Annotated in this window: 26 protein-coding genes and 1 pseudogene; 17 read left to right on the top strand and 10 right to left on the bottom strand. The window is 42.9% G+C overall.

The features are described 5' to 3' along the window. Positions 1–20: 20 nt before the first annotated feature. Positions 21–269: an accessory factor UbiK family protein gene (locus CPC19_RS02740; protein WP_015006819.1), complete on the bottom strand. Its 249-nt coding sequence runs from the start codon at positions 267–269 to the stop codon at positions 21–23. A gap of 210 nt (positions 270–479) precedes the next feature. Here CPC19_RS02740 and CPC19_RS02745 point away from each other — a divergent pair, with 210 nt between their 5' ends. The 3 genes from CPC19_RS02745 (at position 480) to CPC19_RS02755 (ending at position 3,105) form a co-directional block, all read left to right on the top strand. Continuing rightward, a complete protein-coding gene (locus tag CPC19_RS02745) occupies positions 480–1,166 on the top strand; it encodes a TorF family putative porin (RefSeq protein ID WP_016390454.1) in 687 nt (228 codons plus the stop codon). A gap of 298 nt (positions 1,167–1,464) precedes the next feature. After that, positions 1,465–1,803 carry a P-II family nitrogen regulator gene (gene glnK, locus CPC19_RS02750; protein WP_015006817.1) on the top strand — a complete coding sequence of 113 codons (339 nt, stop codon included), beginning with the start codon at positions 1,465–1,467 and terminating at the stop codon, positions 1,801–1,803. Positions 1,804–1,827: 24 nt separating this feature from the next. Continuing rightward, positions 1,828–3,105, top strand: coding sequence for an ammonium transporter (locus tag CPC19_RS02755; RefSeq protein ID WP_015006816.1), 1,278 nt, complete (start codon positions 1,828–1,830; stop codon positions 3,103–3,105). Between the two features lie 64 nt (positions 3,106–3,169). On the opposite strand, the gene CPC19_RS02760 is transcribed toward CPC19_RS02755, so the two are convergent. Beyond that, positions 3,170–4,060, bottom strand: a complete 891-nt coding sequence (locus CPC19_RS02760; RefSeq protein WP_015006815.1) for a phosphoribosylaminoimidazolesuccinocarboxamide synthase — start codon at positions 4,058–4,060, stop codon at positions 3,170–3,172. Positions 4,061–4,138: 78 nt separating this feature from the next. Here CPC19_RS02760 and djlA point away from each other — a divergent pair, with 78 nt between their 5' ends. The 5 genes from djlA (at position 4,139) to CPC19_RS02785 (ending at position 9,735) form a co-directional block, all read left to right on the top strand. Then, the gene (gene djlA, locus CPC19_RS02765) at positions 4,139–4,915 is read left to right on the top strand and encodes a co-chaperone DjlA (RefSeq protein ID WP_015006814.1); all 777 of its coding nucleotides are present in this window, start codon (positions 4,139–4,141) and stop codon (positions 4,913–4,915) included. 85 nt (positions 4,916–5,000) lie between these two features. Further along, entirely contained in the window at positions 5,001–7,535 is a 2,535-nt protein-coding gene (locus CPC19_RS02770; RefSeq protein WP_236610533.1) for an EAL domain-containing protein, read from the top strand. An 87-nt stretch (positions 7,536–7,622) separates the two neighbouring features. Then, the gene (locus CPC19_RS02775; RefSeq protein WP_015006812.1) at positions 7,623–8,105 is read left to right on the top strand and encodes a YajQ family cyclic di-GMP-binding protein; all 483 of its coding nucleotides are present in this window, start codon (positions 7,623–7,625) and stop codon (positions 8,103–8,105) included. A 162-nt stretch (positions 8,106–8,267) separates the two neighbouring features. After that, positions 8,268–9,110: a motility protein A gene (locus CPC19_RS02780; protein WP_236610534.1), complete on the top strand. Its 843-nt coding sequence runs from the start codon at positions 8,268–8,270 to the stop codon at positions 9,108–9,110. Continuing rightward, complete coding sequence (locus CPC19_RS02785; RefSeq protein ID WP_016390457.1) at positions 9,100–9,735, top strand: OmpA family protein; 636 nt, start codon at positions 9,100–9,102, stop codon at positions 9,733–9,735. The genes CPC19_RS02780 and CPC19_RS02785 overlap by 11 nt, the downstream gene beginning before the upstream one ends. A 24-nt stretch (positions 9,736–9,759) precedes the next feature. On the opposite strand, the gene CPC19_RS02790 is transcribed toward CPC19_RS02785, so the two are convergent. Genes CPC19_RS02790 through CPC19_RS02800 form a run of 3 tightly spaced genes read right to left on the bottom strand, consistent with a single transcriptional unit; the run spans position 9,760 to position 11,804 of the window. Beyond that, entirely contained in the window at positions 9,760–10,470 is a 711-nt protein-coding gene (locus CPC19_RS02790) for a DUF445 family protein (RefSeq protein ID WP_016390458.1), read from the bottom strand. A gap of 49 nt (positions 10,471–10,519) precedes the next feature. Next, positions 10,520–10,984: a CopD family protein gene (locus tag CPC19_RS02795; protein ID WP_016390459.1), complete on the bottom strand. Its 465-nt coding sequence runs from the start codon at positions 10,982–10,984 to the stop codon at positions 10,520–10,522. Between the two features lie 13 nt (positions 10,985–10,997). Further along, positions 10,998–11,804 carry an alpha/beta fold hydrolase gene (locus CPC19_RS02800; protein WP_016390460.1) on the bottom strand — a complete coding sequence of 269 codons (807 nt, stop codon included), beginning with the start codon at positions 11,802–11,804 and terminating at the stop codon, positions 10,998–11,000. A 151-nt stretch (positions 11,805–11,955) separates the two neighbouring features. Here CPC19_RS02800 and CPC19_RS02805 point away from each other — a divergent pair, with 151 nt between their 5' ends. The 7 genes from CPC19_RS02805 to trpC all read left to right on the top strand — a co-directional run bounded on the left by CPC19_RS02805 (position 11,956) and on the right by trpC (position 17,677). After that, positions 11,956–12,183, top strand: a complete 228-nt coding sequence (locus CPC19_RS02805) for a DUF2835 domain-containing protein (protein ID WP_015006806.1) — start codon at positions 11,956–11,958, stop codon at positions 12,181–12,183. Between the two features lie 90 nt (positions 12,184–12,273). Continuing rightward, positions 12,274–12,948: a ribulose-phosphate 3-epimerase gene (gene rpe / locus CPC19_RS02810; RefSeq protein ID WP_016390461.1), complete on the top strand. Its 675-nt coding sequence runs from the start codon at positions 12,274–12,276 to the stop codon at positions 12,946–12,948. Then, entirely contained in the window at positions 12,945–13,637 is a 693-nt protein-coding gene (locus CPC19_RS02815; protein WP_015006804.1) for a phosphoglycolate phosphatase, read from the top strand. Before rpe ends, CPC19_RS02815 begins: the two co-directional genes overlap by 4 nt. A gap of 113 nt (positions 13,638–13,750) precedes the next feature. Continuing rightward, positions 13,751–15,253: an anthranilate synthase component I gene (trpE, locus tag CPC19_RS02820; RefSeq protein ID WP_015006803.1), complete on the top strand. Its 1,503-nt coding sequence runs from the start codon at positions 13,751–13,753 to the stop codon at positions 15,251–15,253. After that, entirely contained in the window at positions 15,253–15,846 is a 594-nt protein-coding gene (locus CPC19_RS02825; RefSeq protein ID WP_016390462.1) for an aminodeoxychorismate/anthranilate synthase component II, read from the top strand. The genes trpE and CPC19_RS02825 overlap by 1 nt, the downstream gene beginning before the upstream one ends. 3 nt (positions 15,847–15,849) lie before the next feature. Next, positions 15,850–16,887 carry an anthranilate phosphoribosyltransferase gene (gene trpD, locus CPC19_RS02830; RefSeq protein WP_016390463.1) on the top strand — a complete coding sequence of 346 codons (1,038 nt, stop codon included), beginning with the start codon at positions 15,850–15,852 and terminating at the stop codon, positions 16,885–16,887. Next, positions 16,880–17,677, top strand: a complete 798-nt coding sequence (gene trpC, locus CPC19_RS02835) for an indole-3-glycerol phosphate synthase TrpC (protein ID WP_016390464.1) — start codon at positions 16,880–16,882, stop codon at positions 17,675–17,677. The genes trpD and trpC overlap by 8 nt, the downstream gene beginning before the upstream one ends. Here trpC and CPC19_RS02840 read toward each other — a convergent pair. Continuing rightward, positions 17,674–18,348, bottom strand: coding sequence for a helix-turn-helix domain-containing protein (locus CPC19_RS02840; RefSeq protein WP_016390465.1), 675 nt, complete (start codon positions 18,346–18,348; stop codon positions 17,674–17,676). The two genes, trpC and CPC19_RS02840, sit on opposite strands and share 4 nt — an antisense overlap. A 133-nt stretch (positions 18,349–18,481) precedes the next feature. Between CPC19_RS02840 and CPC19_RS02845 the strand changes: the two genes are divergently transcribed. Continuing rightward, positions 18,482–18,901 (top strand): OsmC family protein, encoded by a 420-nt coding sequence (locus CPC19_RS02845; RefSeq protein WP_015006798.1) that lies wholly within the window; start codon positions 18,482–18,484, stop codon positions 18,899–18,901. After that, positions 18,901–19,293 (top strand): VOC family protein, encoded by a 393-nt coding sequence (locus tag CPC19_RS02850; RefSeq protein WP_016390467.1) that lies wholly within the window; start codon positions 18,901–18,903, stop codon positions 19,291–19,293. The genes CPC19_RS02845 and CPC19_RS02850 overlap by 1 nt, the downstream gene beginning before the upstream one ends. Here the strand turns inward: CPC19_RS02850 and bioA are convergent. The 4 genes and pseudogenes from bioA to CPC19_RS12070 all read right to left on the bottom strand — a co-directional run. Continuing rightward, complete coding sequence (gene bioA / locus CPC19_RS02855; RefSeq protein WP_016390468.1) at positions 19,262–20,584, bottom strand: adenosylmethionine--8-amino-7-oxononanoate transaminase; 1,323 nt, start codon at positions 20,582–20,584, stop codon at positions 19,262–19,264. The genes CPC19_RS02850 and bioA overlap by 32 nt on opposite strands. Positions 20,585–20,590: 6 nt before the next feature. After that, positions 20,591–21,232: a 2-polyprenyl-3-methyl-6-methoxy-1,4-benzoquinone monooxygenase gene (gene coq7 / locus CPC19_RS02860; protein ID WP_016390469.1), complete on the bottom strand. Its 642-nt coding sequence runs from the start codon at positions 21,230–21,232 to the stop codon at positions 20,591–20,593. Between the two features lie 2 nt (positions 21,233–21,234). After that, positions 21,235–22,194 carry a (Fe-S)-binding protein gene (locus CPC19_RS02865; protein WP_016390470.1) on the bottom strand — a complete coding sequence of 320 codons (960 nt, stop codon included), beginning with the start codon at positions 22,192–22,194 and terminating at the stop codon, positions 21,235–21,237. A 42-nt stretch (positions 22,195–22,236) separates the two neighbouring features. Further along, positions 22,237–22,410, bottom strand: a pseudogene (locus tag CPC19_RS12070) (4Fe-4S dicluster domain-containing protein); the annotation flags it as partial. Positions 22,411–22,435 lie beyond the last annotated feature (25 nt).

The raw sequence follows: 22,435 nt of genomic DNA on the forward strand, positions 1-22,435 counted from the left end.
CATGATTTAATGAGGAAGCTTTAGGTGTTATTGTTTTCCGTCAATTCATTAAGAGTTTGTTCAAGCGCATCTAACTTCTCACGTGTTCTCGCAAGCACAGCACTTTGTACATCAAACTCTTCACGCGTAACTAAGTCTAACTTAGCAAACTGTTGTTGCAAAATTGATCTAAAGTTTTTTTCGGTTTCACTTTTAATGCTTGCAAGGTCGTTGGGTAAGTGGTCGATCAGCGACTGGGTAATGCTTTCAATTATAGTTGGGTTAATCATAGCTATATAGGGTATATGAAATTTATTTAATGCACCGGTTAGGTGCGTGAAAAACAAAAAAGGCCGTAATTAGTGCGGTTTTGTTGTTTTTTTTTTAGTAAAAAAGCTTGATTTTGGCCATTTGTGCTACAATAACAACAAATACCGTTTATGCAAAAAACACTTTAAAGCTTGGACGGTATCATAATTTATCAACAACAAGGAATGAAAATGAAATTATTAAAAACAACTGCAGTTGCTGGCTTATTGGTTGCTTCAAGTGCAGCAAGTGCTATCGAAATCAGCGGCAACGTTGCTTTAACAACAGACTATATCTGGCGTGGTATGTCTCAAACTGACGGTTCACCAGCGATTCAAGGTGGATTTGATGCGGACTTAGGTAATGGCGTATATGCTGGTGTTTGGGGTTCAAATGTTGATTTTGATTCTGACGAAAGCATGGAATTTGATGTTTATGCTGGTTGGGCTGGTGAGTTCAATGGCGTTGGTGTTGATATTGGTGCTATCCATTACGCATACCCAACATCAGGAACAGAGACAGATTTCACGGAAGTTTATGTAGGTCTTTCAATGGGTCCTGCTTCTTTGACTCAGTATTTTGGTGTTGATTTAGGCAGCGATGACCTTGGTGATTACCGTTTAGGTAACTACACAGACCTAGGTCTTGATCTTGGCGAGTACAACGGTATCGCTTTTGCTGCTCATGTTGGCTACTATGATTTACAAGCTGACTCAAGTGACTACTGGGATTGGAAATTAGCTGCATCTACTACTTACATGGGTGTTGATGTAGAAGTGGCTTACACAGATGTTGATACAAATTCAAACGATGCTGGTTCTGAACTTAAATCAGGTGACGATGCTGCATATGTATTAACTGTTTCTAAGTCTCTATAAGACTGAGTTCAAGCAGAGCTTCTCTGCTTATTTAACTTGTTTTACCCTAACGGGTAATGAGTTAAGCAGTTTAAAAACACCCCTCCTTGAGGGGTGTTTTTTTATGCCCAACGTAAATAATAAACTGGTTATAGCTGGTTCATTGGCTGCACTAATATGGGGCAATATTTGATTTTAGAGTTTTCCTCGCTCGGCTTTTTATCAGTTAACTATTTGAATATTAACGTTTTTTTAAATATGGCATGCCCTATGCATTATTATCCCCGTCAATAAGACATCAAAGAAAAGAGGAACAATAATGAAACTAGTAACAGCTGTATTAAAGCCTTTTAAATTAGATGATGTTCGCGAAGCGTTATCTGATATTGGGGTTTCCGGCATTACCGTCACTGAAGTTAAAGGTTTCGGTCGCCAAAAGGGTCATACGGAACTCTATCGTGGTTCTGAGTATGTTGTGGACTTTTTGCCTAAAGTAAAAGTTGAGATTGCCTTGTCAGATGAGCAAGTTGAGGAAGCAGTCGATTCAATTATTAAAGCGGCAAACACTGGAAAAATTGGAGACGGCAAAATTTTCATAACTGAGCTTGAAAAAGTTGTTCGTATCCGTACTGGTGAAACTGGCGCTGAAGCGCTTTAATTTAAATAATTGGAGGATCTCAACGTGGATCAAATACTAGAGTTACAATATGCGCTAGATACGTTTTATTTCTTAATGTGTGGTGCGCTTGTTATGTGGATGGCAGCTGGCTTTTCAATGTTAGAGGCAGGTCTTGTTCGTTCAAAAAATACAGCAGAAATTTTAACTAAGAACGTAGCGTTATTTGCTGTTTCATGCATTATGTATTTAGTGTATGGCTATGAAATTATGTATGGTGGCGGTGCCATGTTAAGTGGTATTGAGCTAGACGGCGCTGCAACTGCTGATGCTTTGACAGCTACTGTTTTAGCAGAATCAAAAGAAGCCGGGTTTGATGGCGGTTCTGTATATTCAAATGCCTCAGACTTTTTCTTCCAAGTGGTGTTCGTTGCTACAGCAATGTCGATCGTTTCAGGTGCGGTTGCTGAACGTATGAAGTTATGGGCATTCTTGGCCTTTGCTGTCGTGATGACAGGCGTGATTTATCCTATGGAAGGTTCATGGACATGGAACGGTGCAGATGTCTTTGGCATGTATAACCTAGGCGACCTTGGCTTTTCAGATTTTGCAGGATCAGGCATTGTACATATGGCTGGTGCAGCTGCAGCGTTAGCAGGTGTTTTATTGCTGGGTGCTCGTAAAGGAAAATATGGAGCTAATGGTGAAATTCACCCTATTCCCGGAGCAAACTTACCCCTAGCTACATTGGGTACATTTATTTTATGGATGGGCTGGTTTGGCTTTAACGGTGGTTCTGTGTTGAAGCTAGGTGATATCGCGAGTGCTAACTCCGTAGCGATGGTGTTTTTAAACACGAATGCTGCGGCCGCTGGTGGTGCGATGGCGTCATTAATCATGGCCAGAATAATGTTTGGTAAAGCTGATTTAACGATGTTATTAAACGGTGCATTAGCAGGACTTGTTGCGATTACTGCTGAGCCTTCAACACCGACTGCGTTGCAAGCTACTTTATTTGGTGCAGCTGGCGGTGTTTTGGTTGTCTTATCAATTGTGACACTTGATCGATTAAAAATAGATGATCCTGTAGGTGCTATCTCAGTACACGGTACTTGTGGCCTATTAGGACTTTTATTGGTGCCGTTAACAAATGATGGTTCAAGCTTTTCTGGTCAATTGATCGGTGCGGCAACTATTTTTGTTTGGGTGTTTGTTGCAAGCCTTGTGGTTTGGGGTGTGTTGAAAGCTGTAATGGGTATTCGTGTTTCAGCTGAAGAAGAATATGAAGGTGTTGACCTTAGTGAATGTGGTATGGAAGCATATCCAGAGTTTACTAATAAATAAACGACATATTTAAGTGGTACAAAAAAGGGCGCTTAAGCGCCCTTTTTTGTATTTGAAAGAAACCTTACTCAGTTAATAGTGTTTGTGCTTCGCGGTATTTAGCAGCTGTTTTATTTGCGATTTCCGCTGGTAAGGTAGGCCCTGGGTTTGTTTTATCCCAATCTAAGGTTTCTAGGTAGTCACGAACGATCTGCTTGTCAAAGCTAGCAGGACTTGTGCCCACTTTATATTCTTTTGCATCCCAAAAACGTGATGAGTCAGGTGTTAACACTTCATCAATAAGGTGTAGCACGCCATTGTCATCTAAACCAAATTCAAATTTAGTATCAGCGATAATAATATTACGTTCTAAGGCGTATTGAGCAGCCGTTTTATATAAGGTTAAGCTGATATCACGCACTTGCTTCGCTAAATCTTCACCTAATAGTTGAATAGTCTCTGCGTAAGAAATGTTTTCATCGTGATCGCCAACTGCTGCTTTAGTTGAAGGTGTGTAAAGCGGCTCAGAGAGTTGTGAGGCTTGTTGTAAATTTTCAGGTAATTGAATACCGCATACCTGTCCTGACTTTTGATAGTCTTTCCAACCAGAACCTATTAGGTAGCCACGAACGATAGCTTCAATAGGTAATGGTTTTAGTTTTTTTACAATGATCCCACGTTTTTCAAGGCGCTGGCAGTCTTTCTCATCATCTAATACTTGATTAAGTGTTAATTTAGATAATTGATTAGGGATTAGGTGGGCTAATTTTTCAAACCAAAAATTGGAGACTTCGTTTAGCACAATCCCCTTGCCAGGAATAGGATCGGGTAGAATAACGTCAAACGCAGATAAACGATCGGTGGTAACAATTAACATGTGCTTATCATCAATATCATAAATGTCGCGAACTTTTCCTTTATGGATAAGTGGCAGGCTGTTTAGGTTGGCATCGAGTAAGGAAGCTGGAATAGTCATTTGATTTAGTATGCTTAGTAAAAAAGCTGCTAATGATCTAATTTTATTAAGAATTTTGCAAGTAAAAGGTGTGAAACGATGAGATGGACGGGTAAATTATTAGGCGCTGTTTTTGGTTATATGACGTTTGGTGCTTTAGGTGCGCTACTGGGTGTCTATATTGGTCATAAATTTGATACAGGTATGGCACAGAATCCATTTGATCCAGAGCGCCAGCAACGAACAAAAAAGATATTTTTTAAATCTACATTCGCGATCATGGGGCACCTTGCTAAAGCGGATGGGCAGGTGTCCAAAGAAGAAATTCAAATGGCTCAGCAGGTAATGGCTCAAATGGAGCTATCCGCGGCGATGAAAAAAGAGGCTGTTAATGAATTTAATCGCGGAAAAGCCCCTGAGTTTAATTTAGATGCCGAGCTGGATGAATTTAAACAGGCCTGCCAGCGGCAAAAGAACTTAATTCGCATGTTTATTGAAGTGCAGCTTCAAGCAGCTTATGCAGACGGAGAGCTAGATGATGCGGAAGATCAAATATTAGCGCATATTTGTGGACGTTTAGGTATTCCTCAGTTTGCATATGAGCAGCTAAAGCGTATGTTGGGAGCGAGTCAACGACGGGGGGCGCATCAACAAAGCCGATCAACACCAGAGGAGGCCTACGCTATTCTGGGAGTGAGTGAGTCTGCAAGCGATGCGGAAGTAAAAAAAGCGTATCGACGCTTAATTAGCCAACATCATCCCGATAAATTGGTATCAAAAGGCTTACCTGATGAGATGATGAAGATAGCAAAAGAAAAGACGCAGCAAATCACAGAAGCTTACGATACCATCAGAGACCTTCGAAAGGCAGCTTGAGCTTTTTAATGTTTGAGCTATATTCAATTGACAATACACTAAATATATAAGGCTTCGCCATGGAATGGCTAAGGGTTTAACGTTTATGGATGAACAAAATCTCAATCTGCAATCAATACCAACGAGAGGGGCGCAATACTTTAGCGATGATGTTCGTCATTATCAGCAATTATTTGATTTAAACCTTAACCCCATGATGGTGTACTGTGATGACGGCTTGATTGAATTAAATAAGGCCACGCTGCAGATGTTTAATGCAGCTTCTCGAGATGTGTTACTGGGTCTTCATTTGTTTTCGCTGGCGCCAGACTGTCAACCGAATGGGGTTGCTTCAAAAGAACTTTTTAGCCATTTACTGCAAGAGGCTACTTCAAAAGGTAGTGCAAATATTCAATGCATCTGTAAAAGATTTGATAGCGATGACGAGTTCCCTGTGGAAATGGTGATGAGCTTGTTAGATTTGTCCGACCAAACCTTATATCAGGTGACGCTGGCTGACTTATCACACCAGCAGCGCTGGCAAAATGCGCTTCAGGTTGAAAAAAAACACGTCGAATTAACGTTGAAGCACGTCGATAACGCAGTCATAACGGCATCACAAAATGGTCTGGTGACGTATATAAATGAGGCGGCCTGTCAATTGACCGGTTGGAATTACTCAGAAGCGATAGGCGTGCCGGTTAAACGTGTGGTTTGTTTAGTAAAAAAAGCCTCGAATACGTTGCTGAGTTATTACTCTAGCGATGAAGGTAGATCGTTTAATAGTGTTGAACAGCTCCCTCGTAATGTCATGCTTGTGACGAAAGGCGGTCAACGAGTCCCTGTGCAAGGGAAGATGTCTACTCTAGAGGGGGCAGGTGAGTTTACTACGGGGTGTGTCATTACACTCGTCGATACAACCGAGCATTCAGCTTACAGTGAAGAAATGATATGGCATGCAACGCACGATATGTTGACGCGTTTGCCTAATAGGGCCTTGTTAACAGACCGTTTTGAGCAGGCGCTTCATTTGGCATCGAGACATGGCACTAATTTGGCTGTTTGTATGATGGATCTAGATGAGTTTAAGCCGGTCAATGATACTTATGGCCATGAAGTAGGGGATAAACTATTAATTGAAGTGGCAAGCCGTCTGAAAAAACAACTTCGCCAGGAGGATACTGTTGCCCGGTTAGGTGGTGATGAATTTGTTATTTTGATCGGTGAGGTAAGTCAAAAACCAGCGTTAGTGCAAGCCTTGTATCGTTTAAAAGCTGCGGTGTCTGCGCCTTATCGGATTGATAATAAAACCATAGAAATCTCTTGCAGTATTGGCGTGGCAAACTATTCGGGTGAAAAAGTAAATGCTGATACGTTATTGCGACAAGCTGATCAGGCGATGTATGACGCTAAACAATCAGGCCGAAATAGAATTCATTGGTTTGATGTGGAGCAGAACCAAAAAGCGCATGATTCTGAAAAAGTTATTAAGCGAATTGAGCGCGCACTAGCGGCTGGTGAGTTTGAGCTGCATTATCAGCCCCAAGTAAATATGAGAACCGCTGAGGTTGTTGGTATGGAGGGTTTGCTACGATGGCGACACCCTGAAAAAGGCCTGATACTACCAATGGAATTTTTGCCAATCATCGAGCAGCATGAGTTAATCATCAGCTTGGGCGAATGGGTGATAGCATCAGCATTAGAGCAACTATCGGTTTGGCAAAAGCAGGGTAAGCAGTGGACGGTGAGCGTCAATATTGCAGCAAAACATTTTCATTTGCCTAGTTTTTATAGACGATTGAGAGATAGCTTAAAACAATACGCCAATGTGGAGCCAAATAAGTTTGAAATAGAAATACTAGAGTCGGCAGCGCTGGGGGATATTCAACACGTACAGGCAGCTATTAACAACTGTAAAGGCTTAGGTGTGCGTTTTGCGTTGGATGATTTCGGTACAGGGTACTCATCGTTAGGTTACTTGAAGCGATTACCTGCCGATAGGCTAAAAATAGACCAATCATTTGTAAGTGATATTTTGGATGATAAAGAAGATCTGGCGCTTGTGCAGGCGATTATAAGCTTAGCGACGACATTTGAACGAGAGGTGCTAGCAGAGGGTGTCGAAACCGCTGAGCAGGGAGGGCTCTTGATGCGTTTAGGCTGTGATGTTGCGCAAGGGGATGGGATCGCAAAGGCAATGCCGGCAGAAGCGGTAATGGCTTGGTCAGAAAAATTCACACCCGATGCGAGATGGAACGTTTGGTCAGAAACGGAATGGGATCTCAAGGTGTTTCCGTTATTGGTAGCGCAGTACGACATTCGTGAATGGGTTAATAATGTACTGAACCCAATTGAAGACGAAACATTAGCTGCTGAAAAAGCGCTACTAAGTGATGAAAATAGGTGCCGTTTTGGGGCTTGGTATCATTCAGATGGGTTAAAGCAGTATGGTCACTTAGCTAACTTTGGAGCTATAGACAAGCTGCATCGGCGTTTACACAGCGTAGGCGACCAAGTTATACAATTGTATAAAGCGCATCATAAGCAAGAAGCAAAAGAAAAGTGTGCAGAACTTCGTGAGATCAAAGATGGATTGCTGTCGATATTGGATGAACTGCAATTAAAGGTGTTTTCAAGCTAACGCCTTTGTGGGGCGATAAAAAACTGTTGTTCTACGACTCTACTCGTTAAAATTAAATGTATTTTAATCCAATGAACAGGAGGTGCTATGCCATCATTTGATGTGGTTTCAGAAGTCGATACACACGAATTAACCAATGCGGTTGATCAGGCAAACAAAGAAGTGAGTACGCGTTTTGATTTTAAAGGGACTGATGCCTCTTTTGAATTAGCTCAACATGAGGTTGTTCTAAGTGGTGAATCAACATTTCAATTGGGTCAGATGCTGGATATTTTTCGCATAAAATTATCTCGTCGGGGTGTTGATGTTGACTGTATGGACGTACAGAAGGCCGAAGAATCAGGCTTAAGGGTGCGCCAAAAAGTGATTATCAAAGAAGGCTTGGATAGCGAATCGGCTAAGAAAATAACCAAGTTAATTAAAGAAAAAAAATTAAAAGTCCAAGCGCAAATTCAAAAGGAACAAGTTCGTGTAACGGGTAAGAAGCGCGATGAGTTACAAGCGGTAATGGCTTTATTAAAAGCGGAAGACTTAGGTATTCCATTACAGTTTAAGAATTTCCGCGATTAGTATTGCCTGGCCGGCAAACGGCTGCCGCGACTATATTCTTTGCTCTAGATAAAATAAGTTATTTAAGTAAATAAAATTCCTAACTAGTTGTTTTTTAATGTAATAAATAAATAGGCATATCAATTGCTTTGTTTTTATTAAGATTAATAAATAAAGGGTTAGATGATGCGATTTTTGTCGGTTTTTAATGTAACGCTGTTGATGTTGTTAGGTTCGGTAGTTGTGTTGATTTCCCCTAGCCATTTGTTTGCGTTGATCAATGTCCCTGGGTTGCTGGTAGTGTTAGGTGGTACTTTATGTGCTGTGATGCTTAGCAAACCGAAACATAAAGTAGTGCAGTTGTTACGCGAATTGCCTGATATTATTCAAGGGAAAGAAAAAGCGTTTCAAGGGCGTGCGGAGTTTAAACAATTGCTCCGTTGTGCGCAGTTGTATCGCTCCTCTCAACTGCGAGTGCTAGAGCAAGAAATTAAATTGGCGCAACAGCCGTTATTAAGGAAAGGCGTCCAGCTTATTCTTGATAGAACCTCGTTAGAAGATATTGATACTATCCTGCGAAAAGAGCGAGCTCGTTTGCTAGTAGTCAATCAGGAAAAATCACAGATTTTACGTTTAATGTCGAGTTATGCCCCTGCGTTTGGGATGCTAGGAACCTTACTGGGTATGATACATATGCTTTATGGTTTGGGCGATGTAGGCTTGGATGAAGTCGGTGTCACAATGGGGTTTGCTCTGCTGACAACATTATACGGTTTGGTTGTTGCTAATTTGGTATGTAAGCCACTGGCGATTAAATTGGAAAAAGTTACGGCAGAGCATGCCGCGCACCTTAATGTATTGTTAGAAGGCTTGGTGATGGTGTATCAAAAGAAACACCCTTTTGTGATTCGTGACATGTTAGAAGCACACGGAATACCAGCAGACACAAAACCTGAAACAAAAAGAGCCATCACTAAAAGTAGACTGTCTAAATTATTACCTTTAATGGCCTCTCATGTCGATTGAACGAAGGTCACAGTCTAGTGAAACGCTGCTTCCAGTAGAGGACAATGAGTCGTGGGCGGTAAGTTATATTGATCTATTGCTATTAATGGTGACACTGTTTGTTTTGCTGCTCGGGTATCAACAACAAGGCATTCAGTCGGCAGAGGAAAAGTCTCAGGCAGCTAAAGCCATGCAAATATCTCCCTCTGTTGATAACGGTGCCTTTTTAGATCAGGTTTACCTTAGTCATTTAAAAGACCGGGTGAGCGTGGTAGAAGAGCAAAATATTATTAAGCTGGCGATGAGCGATAGTATTTTATTTTTCCCTGCAGATGCTACGTTAAGCCGCTCTGGTGAGCGGGTGCTAGATGAAATAGCGCTGATGTTAAAGCAGCGCCCTTGGCATATTCTGGTGGAAGGTCATACAGATAATCAGCCGATTTCTACGCCAAGGTTCTTATCAAATTGGGAGTTATCATCTGCAAGAGCGACGAGTGTCACGCGGTATTTAATCGGTCGTGGTATTGCTCCACAACGATTAAGCGCTATTGGTTATGCAGATACTCGGCCGATAGCTAGCAATATAAAGGACGAGGGGCGCAGTAAAAATAGGCGCGTAGCGCTAGTATTACGGGTTGCTGAGTAACCTATTATTGGTGTGACCGGTTTGTTATAAAAGGCTAAACACAAAACCGATCATCGCGCCAAAAACGCCGCCCCATACCACTAACCAACCCAAATGTTCTTTAATCATTTGCTGGATAATGATTTTGACCATATCGGGTGTCAATTCATCTAGTCTTTTTTCGACAATAGCCTCAATGTCATCGATTAAATCACCGCTGATTTGCTGAGCATTAATGCCTTCATGTATGGCGTCGATAAATGCTGGGCTTTGGGTCATCTGTGCAAGTGTTAAGCGAATCTTTTTACACACAGGTTCTTTCAAAGGGTCGAGCGCAGCAACGCCACCAACCATGGCTAGCATGCTGCCAAAGGATGACTCGGCAATCGCATCAACCAGTCCTTGAAAGAGTTGGTCATAATCAAGCCGATCAAGAAGTGGTTCAACATTAAACAGCTGTTGGGCGGCATCTTCTTCACGCTGTAGAAAACGTTGTATATTTTCCTGCGTAAAAAATTGCCGCATGATCAGGTCTTGAATGCCGCGTTTGAACTCTTCGAAATGAGCAGGAATAATGCCAGAGCCATATAGAAAAGGTACTTTTTCGAAAAGCATATGAACCGCAATCCAATTGGTAACTGCGCCAGAAAGCGCGAAGACACCAATGGCTCTAATATTCTCAGTGTATAGCGGGGTAAAAAAACTAGCGATAATAATGCCAACTGCCAATAAATTGGTGACTAAACTTTTGTTCATAAGACAGGCTGTTTTTTTAATTGATAGGGTTTTGCTCAAAAGATCCGCGTTAACCAACCATGTATCGGCCAGCGGTAGCAATAACGATAACACTCAGCCCAATGATAAGGTTGATGGCAATTAACAGACGAATTTGGCCTAGGCTTTTAGCCGCGCCTTCCCAGTTCTGTTCAGTAACGGCGCGTTTTAATTTACGTGTAGGTGCAAAGAAGATATGCATAAAAATAAGCACCATAATGATACCCATGCTCATCATGAGGTGAACATAGGGTGCAACATATTTCATGCCGCCAAATTTATTGAAAATAAGCCAAAAACCTGTGCCAAGTAGTAGTACAGCGCAAACCCAGACCCAAGGGAAGAATTTGGCAAACACAGTGGACCACAAGCTGAGTTGTTGAGGCGAATCAAGTTGGGTGGCAATACTGGGGCGTAAAACAAGGTAAGCGAAAAACATTCCGCCTACCCAAATAACAGAAGATAAAGCGTGCAGACTAATTGCTAGAGAGATCATGAGTATTCCTTTTTTATTGTGATTGAAGAGGGTGTTTAAAAACGTGTATAAGCCAATTATGTATCGATAAAACCAATGTGTCATTTAAACCAGTAAAGAGATGGTCGGCACCTGAGATTTCAACTTGACGGTTAAGAGGGTTGCTCTTAACCAGCGCTAATTTTCGCATAGGAGCGGTTTTTTTTACATTATCAAGGTCTTGGCTGCCAAAGATGTCGAGAACAGGGATGGATAAGTCCCTTAAATGTTCAGTTGCTTGAGCTTCTGGTAAGTCAGAGGCCAAGGTGGGTAAGCCAATTAGTACAAGAGCATCACAGGCTTTTTTGTCTTGTTGGGCTAGAAAATTTGTTGCCATAATGCCACCCAAGCTATGTGCTATTAATACGCAAGGGTGGTTGTCAAAGTTTTCACGCATGTAGTTTAAGGTCGACTCGATTCTAGGGCCGCTTTCTTTAATTAAAGCTAAATGATCGTTAATAGAGGCATCATCAGAAGCCATTGGGAGTTGAATGGATGCGGTGACCCAGCCCATTTGTGCCAGTTGACTACGCAATGGTCGAATGATTTGTGGTGCATTTGGGTTTGAGCCCATGCCATGCAAAATAATAATACTACCGCGCAACTGTTCAGGCTCTTCATTATTAAGTAGCCCCAAAAACTCGACACTGTCGGTTTTTAAAGTCAGTATGTCGCCAATGATAATACTGTCTTTGACGCTTTCTGCGATGCGCTTTTCTCTGTCTAAGTCTGCGCAAAATGCAAAACCGCTAGCAAGTAGACCAAAACTGAATGCTAAAAAAGGTAATAGTTTTTTAGGCATGGTTGAGAAGTATTATGTGAATGAATTGAAGTGCTCATGGTGCATTAGTGTACGTAAAAAATCTAGACTAAAGCAGGTATTAGCACTGCTAATTCATACAATGGTTTTTTGTCAGATATGAAAACAGTTTTTACATGGGTAAAATACGGGCATGCAAGATCAACGGTTAATCTTTAAATTGGCTATTTCAGCAGAAAAATATTTATCTGTTTATAAAGGCCATGCGAACAAAATCTCAACCATCGCTAGCGACGGAAGACGAATAGAGTTTTCGGCAGATAATGTGCGACAGTTTTTAACGCATGATGGAATTTATGGTGTGTTTGAAATGCTTATTACTGCAGAACAAAAGTTTTTATCTATTAGGCGGTTAAGATAAGCCGCGATGTAAGGCCTATAGGGTTAATGGAGATGAAATAAAATGCAAATTCGGGTACCCTTCTTCCTTTATTAAAAAGTTGCTTAAGAAATGAAAACACCCTTAATTGCACCGTCTATTTTATCGGCTGATTTTGCTCGTTTGGGCGAAGAGGTCGACAATGTGCTATTTGCAGGCGCAGATGTCGTGCATTTCGATGTGATGGACAACCATTATGTGCCGAATTTAACCATTGGGCCATTAGTGTGTGAGGCGCTGCGCAATCATGGCGTAACTGCACCGATTGATGTCCATTTAATGGTCAAGCCAGTAGACCGAATTATTCCTGATTTTGCAAAAGCAGGGGCTAGCTATATTACCTTCCACCCTGAGGCATCTGAACATATAGACCGCAGTTTAGGCCTGATTAAAGAATTAGGTTGCAAGGCAGGGTTAGTTTTTAATCCAGCAACGCCATTAAGTTATCTAGATCACGTGATGGATAAGCTCGATGTGATTTTATTGATGTCGGTAAACCCAGGCTTTGGCGGGCAAAGCTTTATTCCTTCTACGTTGGAGAAATTACGTCAAGTTCGTCAACGTATTGATGTGAGTGGGGCTGATATTCGGCTTGAAGTAGATGGTGGTGTAAAGATTGATAATATCGGTGAAATTGCCGCTGCCGGTGCAGATATGTTTGTCGCTGGTTCGGCCATCTTTAACACCGGTGATTATGCAAAAACTATTGCAGCTATGCGTGAGAAAATAGCAAAGGCAGTTGCTTGAAAACATTGCGTGACAATTGCCAAACAAAGTTAGTGGCCTTTGATTTAGATGGCACATTATTGGATAGCGTGCCTGACTTAGCAAAAGCAGTGCAACTAACATTGGCGGAGTTAAATTTACCAACGCAACAACAAGACAACGTGCGTGGCTGGATTGGTAATGGCGCACGCGTACTAGTAAAACGTGCCTTGTCGGGGGATATTAATGGCGATATACCGAAAGACTTGTTTGATAAAGCCTATCCAATATTCCTAAAGCACTACGCAGATAACCTAAATACCGACAGTGAGCTTTATAATGGGGTGGAAGACACATTAGCTGCTTTCAAACGGGCAGGAATAGCTATGGCCTGTATTACTAATAAGCCAGAACAATTTACGTTGCCTTTATTAAAGGAAATAGGGCTGAGCCAATTTTTTGATAAAGTTGTCTGCGGTGATAGCTTTGAGCACCGAAAACCACACCCGATGCCACTATTAGAGACGGCGAAGTTTTTTAACGTATTACCTGAGCAGTCTATTATGGTGGGTGATTCGGTCAATGATATTATGGCGGCCCAAGCAGCTGGTTTTTATTCCATCTGTGTCAGTTACGGTTATCACGGTGAGGATGATGTGCATCAATTAGGTGCTGATGTTGTCATACAACACTTTTCAGAAATAGCGCAGTTGCTGGAAAAAGCCGCATAAGAGAAGGTGCCAAATATGGGTGATGTAAAACTAATGAAAAAACGATGGCGGTTCGGCTGAATGATTTAGCAGAAGCATTAAAACCATTGATGAAGTAATTAAGAGACCGTGTGATGACACCCGAAAAATTTAAACAATATGCCGATCAGGGCTATAGCAAAATTCCCCTGATGAAAACGATTTTGGCCGACCTAGAAACCCCATTAAGCGCCTATATGAAACTGGCTAATGGGCCTTATAGTTATCTTTTTGAATCTGTACAAGGTGGCGAGAATTGGGGGCGTTACTCGATTATTGGCCTACCGTGTAACGAAGTGATTAAAATAACAGGTAACAACATTCGCTTGGAATCGAATGGTCGACTAACAAACAGCCTCAGTAGTGATGCCCCTTTAGATTGGGTGAGACAGTACGCATCGACATTTAATATACCGGATATTGATGGCCTGCCACGATTTAGTGGCGGCTTGGTTGGCTACTTTGGTTATGAGACTATTCATTATATCGAGCCAAAAGTCGCAGAAAACAGCCAACAAAATAAAAAAGAAGACCCAATAGGCTCCCCAGATATCTTATTAATGATTTCTGAAGAAGTGTTGATTTTTGATAACGTTAACAATCAAATAATGATTGTGACTCACGTTGATCCAACGCTGGAGACTGCCTACCAAGATGGTTTGAGTCGTCTTGAAGAGCTTAGCCTTCAATTAAATACTACTGAAATACGTTCTACGTTTGGGCAAAGCCAATCACCAGCGATTGATGAGTCTGGGTTCGTTTCGGGGTTCACCCAAGAAGGCTTTCAAGAAGCGGTTAAAACGGTAAAAGACTATATCGTTGAAGGCGATGTGATGCAGGTGGTCTTATCGCAAAGGATGAGCATCCCTTATGAAGAGCCGCCAATAGACTTGTATCGTGCACTACGGTGCTTGAACCCATCTCCATACATGTACCATTTAAACTTAGACGATACATATGTTGTTGGCTCATCGCCAGAAATTTTAACGCGCTTGGAAGATGAGCAGGTAACGGTTCGACCCATTGCGGGTACCCGCCCGAGAGGTGCGACACGTGAAGAAGATGAGGCCTTGGAGAAAGAGTTGCTGGCAGACCCTAAAGAATGCGCCGAACATTTAATGTTGATTGACTTGGGCCGTAATGATGCGGGGCGTGTCTGCAAAACAGGTACCGTAGAATTAACCGATAAAATGGTGATTGAGCGTTATTCTCATGTTATGCACATTGTATCGAATGTGACAGGGCAACTAGAGGCTGGCCTTAATGCTATTGATGTCTTGGAAGCGACCTTTCCTGCGGGTACCGTTAGTGGTGCGCCAAAGGTGAGGGCAATGCAAATTATTGACGAGTTGGAGCCGGTTAAGCGCGGCATTTATTCGGGTGCTGTTGGTTACCTGTCGTGGTCGGGGAATTTAGATACAGCCATTGCTATTCGAACAGCAGTGATAAAGGATGGGCAGTTGAATATTCAGGCGGGCGCAGGCATCGTGCATGATTCTGTGCCAGAGAACGAGTGGGCTGAAACAATGAATAAAGGACGGGCTATTTTTAAAGCAGTGGCGATGGCAAAACATGGTTTAGAAGAAGGTGAAGGTTAATGGCTACATGTAAATTAGTGATGATTGATAACTATGATTCCTTTACCTATAACTTGGTGCAATATTTTGCTGAGCTAGGGGCCGATGTGCATGTTGTGCGCAACGACCAAGCGACTATTGATGAAGTAATTGCGATGCAGGCCGATCGGTTAGTGATTTCACCTGGGCCTTGTACCCCAACCCAAGCGGGTATTTCTGTTGAACTTATTAAGCGAATGGCTGGTTCTGTGCCGATTTTAGGCGTTTGTTTAGGGCACCAGAGTATTGGTGAAGTTTTTGGTGGAAAGGTTGTTCACGCAAAGAAAATTATGCATGGTAAAACATCGGATATGCACCACAATAATAGCGGCGTTTTTACTGGTTTAAGTAATCCATTTAAAGCCACGCGTTACCATTCATTGGTGGTGGAAAAAGACTCCTTACCAGACTGTTTGGAAATAACAGCATGGACGGAAACAGAGACAGGTGAAATGGATGAAATTATGGGCTTTAAGCACCGAGAGTTAGAGGTTGAAGGTGTACAGTTTCACCCAGAGTCCATTTTGACTGAACACGGGCATGATTTATTAAACAACTTTTTATACAAGGTCTGAACAATGGATATTAAACAAGGGCTTGAAACAGCTATTAACCATCAAGATCTTGCTACCGATGAGATGATCGATGTTATGCGCCAGATTATGTCAGGTGCAGCAACAGAGGCACAAATCGGCGGTTTTCTAGTCGCATTGAGAATGAAAGGGGAGTCGCTCGACGAAATTGAAGGTGCCGTTATTGTGATGCGTGAGTTGGCAGCAACTGTGCCAGTGAGTGGTGATTTTCTAGTTGACACCTGTGGAACAGGCGGTGACGGTTCAGATTTATTCAATGTTTCAACGGCAAGTGCTTTTGTTGTGTCAGCAGCCGGCGCGAAAGTGGCCAAGCATGGTAATCGCTCGGTATCCAGTTCAACAGGTAGTGCGGATGTGCTAGAAGCAGCCGGCATCAACCTAAGTTTAACGCCAGAGCAGGTGGCTCAGTGTATTCAACAGGTGGGTATCGGCTTTATGTTTGCCCCCGCTCACCATAGCGCGATGAAGCATACTATTGGGCCGCGTACAGAATTATCTCAACGAACCATTTTTAATATGTTGGGGCCAATGACAAACCCAGCTGGCGTAAAGTCGCAGGTGATAGGGGTGTTTAACGAAGCTTTATGCCAACCTATTGCGAATGTTTTGCAGCGATTAGGCAGTGAGCGTGTGCTTGTGGTGCATGCGCAAGATGGGCTGGACGAAATTAGTTTAGCCACTCCAACACACGTCGCAGAATTAAAAAATGGACATGTTGTTGAATACAAAATAACGCCTGAAGAAATGGGGGTTGCGAGTCAAAGCTTAATTGGCTTAACGGTCAACAGTGCTAGTGAGTCACTGGCTTTAATAAACGATGCCTTGGGCTTACAAAAAACAACAGAAGGTAAAAAGGCGGCGGACATGCTTGCGCTTAATGCGGGTGCCGCATTATATGTTTGTGGTAAGTCAGACAGCATTAAGTCTGGTGTTGCATTGGCGCTTGAGACCATAAACAACGGTAAAGCTTTGCAAAAAATGGCTGAACTAAAAGAGAAAACACAAGGCTTTAAAGATGAGTGATACCCCCGACGTTCTAAAAAAAATAGTAGCGCGTAAGCACCAAGAGGTTGCCGAGAGGCTTGAGCGTTTTTCCATTGATGATTTAAAGCAGCAAATTGCACAGGCTTCGCCGGTTCGTGGTTTTGTTAAATCGATTAAGAAAAAACTGAGTAACGGTGAAACCGCGGTGATTGCTGAAGTAAAAAAAGCATCACCGAGTAAAGGCTTGTTGCGCGAGAATTTTAACCCAGCTGAGATAGCAGCCAGCTATGAAGCAGGTGGTGCTGCTTGCTTGTCGGTACTGACCGATAAGGATTTTTTTCAAGGCTCAGAAGCGTATTTAAAACAAGCAAGAACAGCGTGCAAGCTGCCGGTTATTCGTAAAGACTTTATTGTAGACCCTTATCAAGTTTATGAGGCTCGTGCGATCGGCGCAGACTGTATTTTGTTAATTGTTGCTGCGCTTGATGATGAGACATTACAGGGCTTGTATCAATTAGCTGGCGAGTTAGGTTTAGATGTGCTGGTAGAAGTTCACGATGCGGATGAGTTAGAGCGTGCGTTACGATTGGATTTAGCCTTGATCGGCATAAATAACAGGGATTTAAGAACCTTTGACACGTCATTAAAAACCACGGTGGACTTATTGGAGCATATTCCTGATGGCGTTATTGTTGTCAGTGAAAGCGGCTTGCACAAACCTGAAGACATTAGCATGCTAAAAGAGCATCAGGTGCATACCTTCTTGATAGGTGAGGCCTTTATGCGTTGCGATGATCCTGGCGAGGCCTTAAAAAGGCTCATTGCTTAGCGAGCCTTTTTTACTAAGATTGTTTTGCCGCTGACTTCAATCAATCCATCTTCGCCCATTGTTTTTAGAACCCGACCAGCCATTTCACGTGAGCAGCCGACCATTCGGCCTAGGTCTTGTCGCGTAATTTTAATTTGCATGCCATCGGGATGGGTCATCGCTTCAGGGGCACCGGTTAAGTCGATTAATGTTCGAGCAACACGGCCACTGACGTCTAAGAATGCTAAACGCCCAGCTTTGCGACTGGTTTGCAATAGACGCTTGGCCAATTGGCGGCCTAGTACGGTAATAATTTCTTTGCTATCTGCTTGGAGCTCATTCTTAAGTAAAGAGTTTAAGCGGTTATAACTAATGCCCGCAAGCTGGCAGGAAGAAGAGGTTTGAACGTAAACGTTTTGTTTGTCACGTGTCAGGGTCGGTTCAAAAAAACTCGCTTCGCCAAGGAAGTCTCCGCGACTTAAATTGGCGAGAATAAATTCGTGACCATCGACTTCATCGATACGTACGTAGGCGGACCCTTCAATAAAATAATATAAAGTGTTTATCTCATCACCGGGCTGAATAATATCTGTTTTATTCGGGTATTCGTGTCGGTGGCAAAAGCGGATAAACCTAGCAAAGGTTTCATCCGACATACCAGAAAAATTAAGAAGGTTTTTTTTTGTGCTCATTCCCCAAAGTGTAACAGAGATTATTTGAAATAACCTACGTCGTAAGCCTTTTGATGGTCGGTTTAGCAAACGTCATGTTGCTGGCTGGTTTTATGATATTCTTTGCGCCTAAAATTAAAACAAGGGTTTGAAAATGGATGTAAGAATAAAGTGGGTTGAAGGCGCGATGTTTCTTGGCGAATCAGGCAGTGGGCATACCGTTGTAATGGATGGTGCGCCAGCAAATGGCGGTAGAAATTTAGGGCCTCGGCCAATGGAAATGTTGTTAACTGGTATGGGCGGTTGTACAGCGTTTGATGTAAAAATGATTTTGGATAAAGCGCGTCAACAGGTGACCGATTGTGTGGCAGAAATTCATGCTGAGCGTGCTGATGAGGTCCCTGCGGTGTTTACTAAAATTCACGTTCATTTTATCGTGTCTGGTAAGGGCTTAACTGACAAAGCTGTTGCACGTGCTGTTAATTTATCAGCTGAAAAGTACTGCTCGGCCTCTATTATGTTGAGCAAGGCTGTTGAGATAACCCATGATTATGAAATTGTGGATGTTGCCTAATGAAGCGGCCTAATCCAACAACTGGCTTACGGCATGTTGCGTTAAATGTACAAGACTTAGTAGCCGCTGAGCATTTTTATGTTGAGTTAATGGGAATGTCTGTTGAATGGCGACCAGATGAACAGAACGTTTATTTAACCTCAGGGAATGATAACTTGGCCCTGCATGTTGTTACAGGAGAAGAGGCAGGGGTTCCAGCATTAGACCATATTGGCTTTTTTCTGGACCGGGAAGACGATGTAGATGATTGGTTTGAGTTTTTAAAACATCATGGCGTTAAAATGAAAACTCAACCACGCAAACACCGTGATGGCGCAAAAAGTTTTTATTGTTATGATCCTGGCGGCGTAACGGTGCAAATTATTTGCCACCCGCCTTTGGTTGGTCATTAATTGTATCGATGTCGCAGGCCACTTGATGCATAGCTGATGTTAGTTTTGACAAATCAGCTGTCGTCATAATATAGGGGGGCATCACGTAGATGAGGGTTGAAAAAGGACGAACCCATACACCGAGTTCTACAAACCGGGGTTGTATCCAATGGATATCAACGGGCTGATGCAGCTCAATGACACCAATCGCGCCTTTAACACGAACCTCTTTTACAGCGCTCAGTTGTGAACAAGGCGCTAGTTCAGATTGTAATTGTTTTTCAATCCTCTGTACCGAGGTTTGCCAGGGCGAAGCCAATAAAACCTCTAAACTGGCATTAGCTACTGCACAGGCTAAAGGGTTAGCCATAAACGTTGGACCGTGCATTAAGGTTGGGTGTTGGCCTCCGCCAATACCATCGGCTACTTTGCTGGAGCAGAGCGTGGCAGCGAGGCTTACATAACCACCGGTTAGCGCTTTTCCGACGCATAAAATATCAGGTGCAATTTGCGCTTGCTCGTAGGCGAATAAGGTTCCAGTACGGCCAAACCCAGTGGCTATTTCATCCAGAATCAGTAGTACATCGTGCTCATCACACAGCTCACGTACTTTTTTAAGATAGGCGGCGCTATAAAACCGCATGCCGCCTGCACCCTGCACCAGCGGTTCTATAATCACGGCTGCAATAGTACCTATATTGTCTTTTAATAAATGCTCAAAATCATCAATGGCGGCTTGATCGTATGGAGTTTGGTCTCGGCAATCAGGGGTTTTTGCAAAAAGGTGTTGAGCGAGAACGTTACTAAATAGATGATGCATGCCATTATCGGGATCGCAAACGGCCATCGCACCAAAAGTATCACCGTGATAACCATTTTTAATGGTTAATAAGCGTTGTTTTTGCGGTTGGCCTAGTGATGAGCAATACTGAAGGGCCATTTTGATTGCAACTTCAACGGCGACTGAACCAGAATCGGCAAAGAATACATGTTGTAAATCATCGTGGCTGATGTCGATGAGTTTTTTTGCTAAATCAACAGCAGGTTTGTGCGTTAAGCCGCCAAACATCACATGTGACATAGATTTGAGTTGGTTTTCAATAGCGGCATTTAAAGTGGGGTGATTGTAGCCATGAATGGCCGCCCACCAAGATGACATGCCATCAATCAATTCACGGCCATCTGCAAGCGTTAATCGAACGTCAGAAGCTGATTTTACGGGGAAAACAGGTGTTGGGTGGCTTAGACTGGTATAAGGATGCCAAATGTGTTGCTTGTCAAAATTGACAAGGTCTTCCCAGTTATTGCTCATTTAAGACTAAACCCAAAAAGATGTTTTTGTCATGATTTTTGAAACAAGCCGCATGCCTTGTTTAATGGGGGCAGGTAACTCAGCCCCGCCTTGCTCGATGGCGCTGGTAGCGTGTTGGCTTTCATCTTCGTGCATCTGATTAAGGATGGCGCGTGTTTTGTGATCGGTATCGGGCAGTTTTTCGAGATGGCTCTCAATATGTTGAACGACCTGTTTCTCGGTTTCGGCTAAAAAGCCGAGACTCCATTTGTCGCCGGCTAAACCGGCGGTGGCGCCAATGGCTAAAGAGCCCAAATACCAAGCAGGGTCTAGAATGCTGGTTTTTTCGCCAAGCTGGTCAAGACGTTTGCGACACCAAACAAGATGATCATTTTCTTCTTCGGCAGCTTGGGTCAGTTTTTCTTGCACGGCCTTGTTGCGAGCAGTTAATGACTGACCCTGATATAAGGCTTGGGCAGCGACTTCGCCAGCATGGTTTACACGCATCAGTTGCGCTGATAATTTAGCTTCGTCTTCATTAAGGTCGTTATCTTCGACGGCGTCAGACGGGTTTTCTCGCCCTGTTGTTTTAGCATGCCCCGCTAAGGTTCGTAACACACGGTTGGCATGAGCAATGAGGTTGTCAGCGGTGGAGTAAGCTCTTTGCATGGTTATACCTTTAGTTGTTGTGCTAGTAATGATACCGGATGCAAGGTGGTGGTGTTAAGCCCTGCTTGTTTTAAACCAGAGCGGATATGCAGTGCGCAGCCTACATTACTGGTTAGTAAATAATCAGTTGTGTGATCTTTTAAAGGAGCAATAGTTTGATCGCGTAGGGTGGTTGCGGTTTCTTTGTGGGTGAGCATGTAGCTACCAGCCGCGCCGCAACACATTTGATTGGGTTTGAAAGAGCGGATGTTTAATTCATTGATATTAGCAAGTAGTTCAGTAATATCGGTGGTTGAGGGGTGAGCATTTTTTAAGGTGCAAGGGGTGTGAAGCCAAGCCGATGCTTTCAGTGGTTTGAATGTGAGTGTACTTAAATAAGGCGCAATAAAATCACTGATATCAACGACTTTTTTTGATAGAGCATGGTCATATTCGGCTAAGGTAGAACCGCAACCACTGGCGACCGTAATGACGGCATCGTAGTGTGTATTATCAAACGTGTTTTGGTTGTTTTGGGCGAGCTTTAGTGCTTGCTGATGATTGCCAGCGTGTAAATCTATCGCGCCACAACAATATTGGTTTGGGGGAATGGAAACGTCAAAGCCACAATGTTGAAGAAGGAAGACAGTATCTTCTAGTGTTTTAGAATCAAGCACCTCTGTGGCGCAACCAGTAAAGAGCGCAACGTGCCCTCGCCTTTCTGCAACCAATGTCGGGTATGTTTCGTTAAACTGATTAGAGGAAATTTTGGCGGGCAAATAAGTATTTAGTTGTAAAGGGAGTTTACTTAAACCAACTTTCTGATAAAAACGCAGAAAAAAGTTTAGACTTTTCCTGTATTGTCCTTTGAGGCGACTAATGAATGAACGTTCTAACAGGCTCAATTTATTATGCTCGGTGGTGTTTGTGTCGCCACGAAAGTCGTTGATGAGCCTAGCATATGGTACTTTGGCGGGACACATTTGTTCGCAGGCTCTACACGTTAAGCAGTTATCAATGTGCTCGCTAAGCGTGTTTGTTAGTTCGAGATGGCCTTCTGACCAACCTTGAATGAGGGCTAGGCGGCCACGGGGTGAATCGTTTTCATTTTTAGTTAAATTGTACGTGGGGCACTGTGGTAGGCATAATCCACACTTAACGCAAAGGTCTGTATCGGTATAGTTGATTTGGTTTGTCAAAATAATAAAATAGGCAAGAGTGCGG

The sequence above is a fragment of the Cycloclasticus sp. PY97N genome (genome assembly GCF_002443175.1).
In the GTDB taxonomy this organism is placed as follows: Bacteria; Pseudomonadota; Gammaproteobacteria; order Methylococcales; family Cycloclasticaceae; genus Cycloclasticus; species Cycloclasticus pugetii.

Excerpts from the sequence above, each read along its gene's own strand:
- CPC19_RS02845 (WP_015006798.1), top strand. The coding sequence starts at position 18,482 with ATGGATGTAAGAATAAAGTGGGTTGAAGGCGCGATGTTTCTTGGCGAA.
- CPC19_RS02740 (WP_015006819.1), bottom strand. The coding sequence starts at position 269 with ATGATTAACCCAACTATAATTGAAAGCATTACCCAGTCGCTGATCGAC.
- CPC19_RS02800 (WP_016390460.1), bottom strand. The coding sequence starts at position 11,804 with ATGCCTAAAAAACTATTACCTTTTTTAGCATTCAGTTTTGGTCTACTT.
- rpe (WP_016390461.1), top strand. The coding sequence starts at position 12,274 with ATGAAAACACCCTTAATTGCACCGTCTATTTTATCGGCTGATTTTGCT.
- bioA (WP_016390468.1), bottom strand. The coding sequence starts at position 20,584 with ATGAGCAATAACTGGGAAGACCTTGTCAATTTTGACAAGCAACACATT.
- trpE (WP_015006803.1), top strand. The coding sequence starts at position 13,751 with ATGACACCCGAAAAATTTAAACAATATGCCGATCAGGGCTATAGCAAA.
- CPC19_RS02825 (WP_016390462.1), top strand. The coding sequence starts at position 15,253 with ATGGCTACATGTAAATTAGTGATGATTGATAACTATGATTCCTTTACC.
- trpC (WP_016390464.1), top strand. The coding sequence starts at position 16,880 with ATGAGTGATACCCCCGACGTTCTAAAAAAAATAGTAGCGCGTAAGCAC.
- CPC19_RS02780 (WP_236610534.1), top strand. The coding sequence starts at position 8,268 with ATGATGCGATTTTTGTCGGTTTTTAATGTAACGCTGTTGATGTTGTTA.
- CPC19_RS02865 (WP_016390470.1), bottom strand. The coding sequence starts at position 22,194 with ATGTGTCCCGCCAAAGTACCATATGCTAGGCTCATCAACGACTTTCGT.
- CPC19_RS02840 (WP_016390465.1), bottom strand. The coding sequence starts at position 18,348 with ATGAGCACAAAAAAAAACCTTCTTAATTTTTCTGGTATGTCGGATGAA.
- CPC19_RS02760 (WP_015006815.1), bottom strand. The coding sequence starts at position 4,060 with ATGACTATTCCAGCTTCCTTACTCGATGCCAACCTAAACAGCCTGCCA.
- trpD (WP_016390463.1), top strand. The coding sequence starts at position 15,850 with ATGGATATTAAACAAGGGCTTGAAACAGCTATTAACCATCAAGATCTT.
- CPC19_RS02805 (WP_015006806.1), top strand. The coding sequence starts at position 11,956 with ATGCAAGATCAACGGTTAATCTTTAAATTGGCTATTTCAGCAGAAAAA.
- CPC19_RS02850 (WP_016390467.1), top strand. The coding sequence starts at position 18,901 with ATGAAGCGGCCTAATCCAACAACTGGCTTACGGCATGTTGCGTTAAAT.
- CPC19_RS02775 (WP_015006812.1), top strand. The coding sequence starts at position 7,623 with ATGCCATCATTTGATGTGGTTTCAGAAGTCGATACACACGAATTAACC.
- CPC19_RS02745 (WP_016390454.1), top strand. The coding sequence starts at position 480 with ATGAAATTATTAAAAACAACTGCAGTTGCTGGCTTATTGGTTGCTTCA.
- CPC19_RS02795 (WP_016390459.1), bottom strand. The coding sequence starts at position 10,984 with ATGATCTCTCTAGCAATTAGTCTGCACGCTTTATCTTCTGTTATTTGG.
- CPC19_RS02785 (WP_016390457.1), top strand. The coding sequence starts at position 9,100 with ATGTCGATTGAACGAAGGTCACAGTCTAGTGAAACGCTGCTTCCAGTA.
- djlA (WP_015006814.1), top strand. The coding sequence starts at position 4,139 with ATGAGATGGACGGGTAAATTATTAGGCGCTGTTTTTGGTTATATGACG.
- coq7 (WP_016390469.1), bottom strand. The coding sequence starts at position 21,232 with ATGCAAAGAGCTTACTCCACCGCTGACAACCTCATTGCTCATGCCAAC.
- glnK (WP_015006817.1), top strand. The coding sequence starts at position 1,465 with ATGAAACTAGTAACAGCTGTATTAAAGCCTTTTAAATTAGATGATGTT.
- CPC19_RS02770 (WP_236610533.1), top strand. The coding sequence starts at position 5,001 with ATGGATGAACAAAATCTCAATCTGCAATCAATACCAACGAGAGGGGCG.
- CPC19_RS02790 (WP_016390458.1), bottom strand. The coding sequence starts at position 10,470 with ATGAACAAAAGTTTAGTCACCAATTTATTGGCAGTTGGCATTATTATC.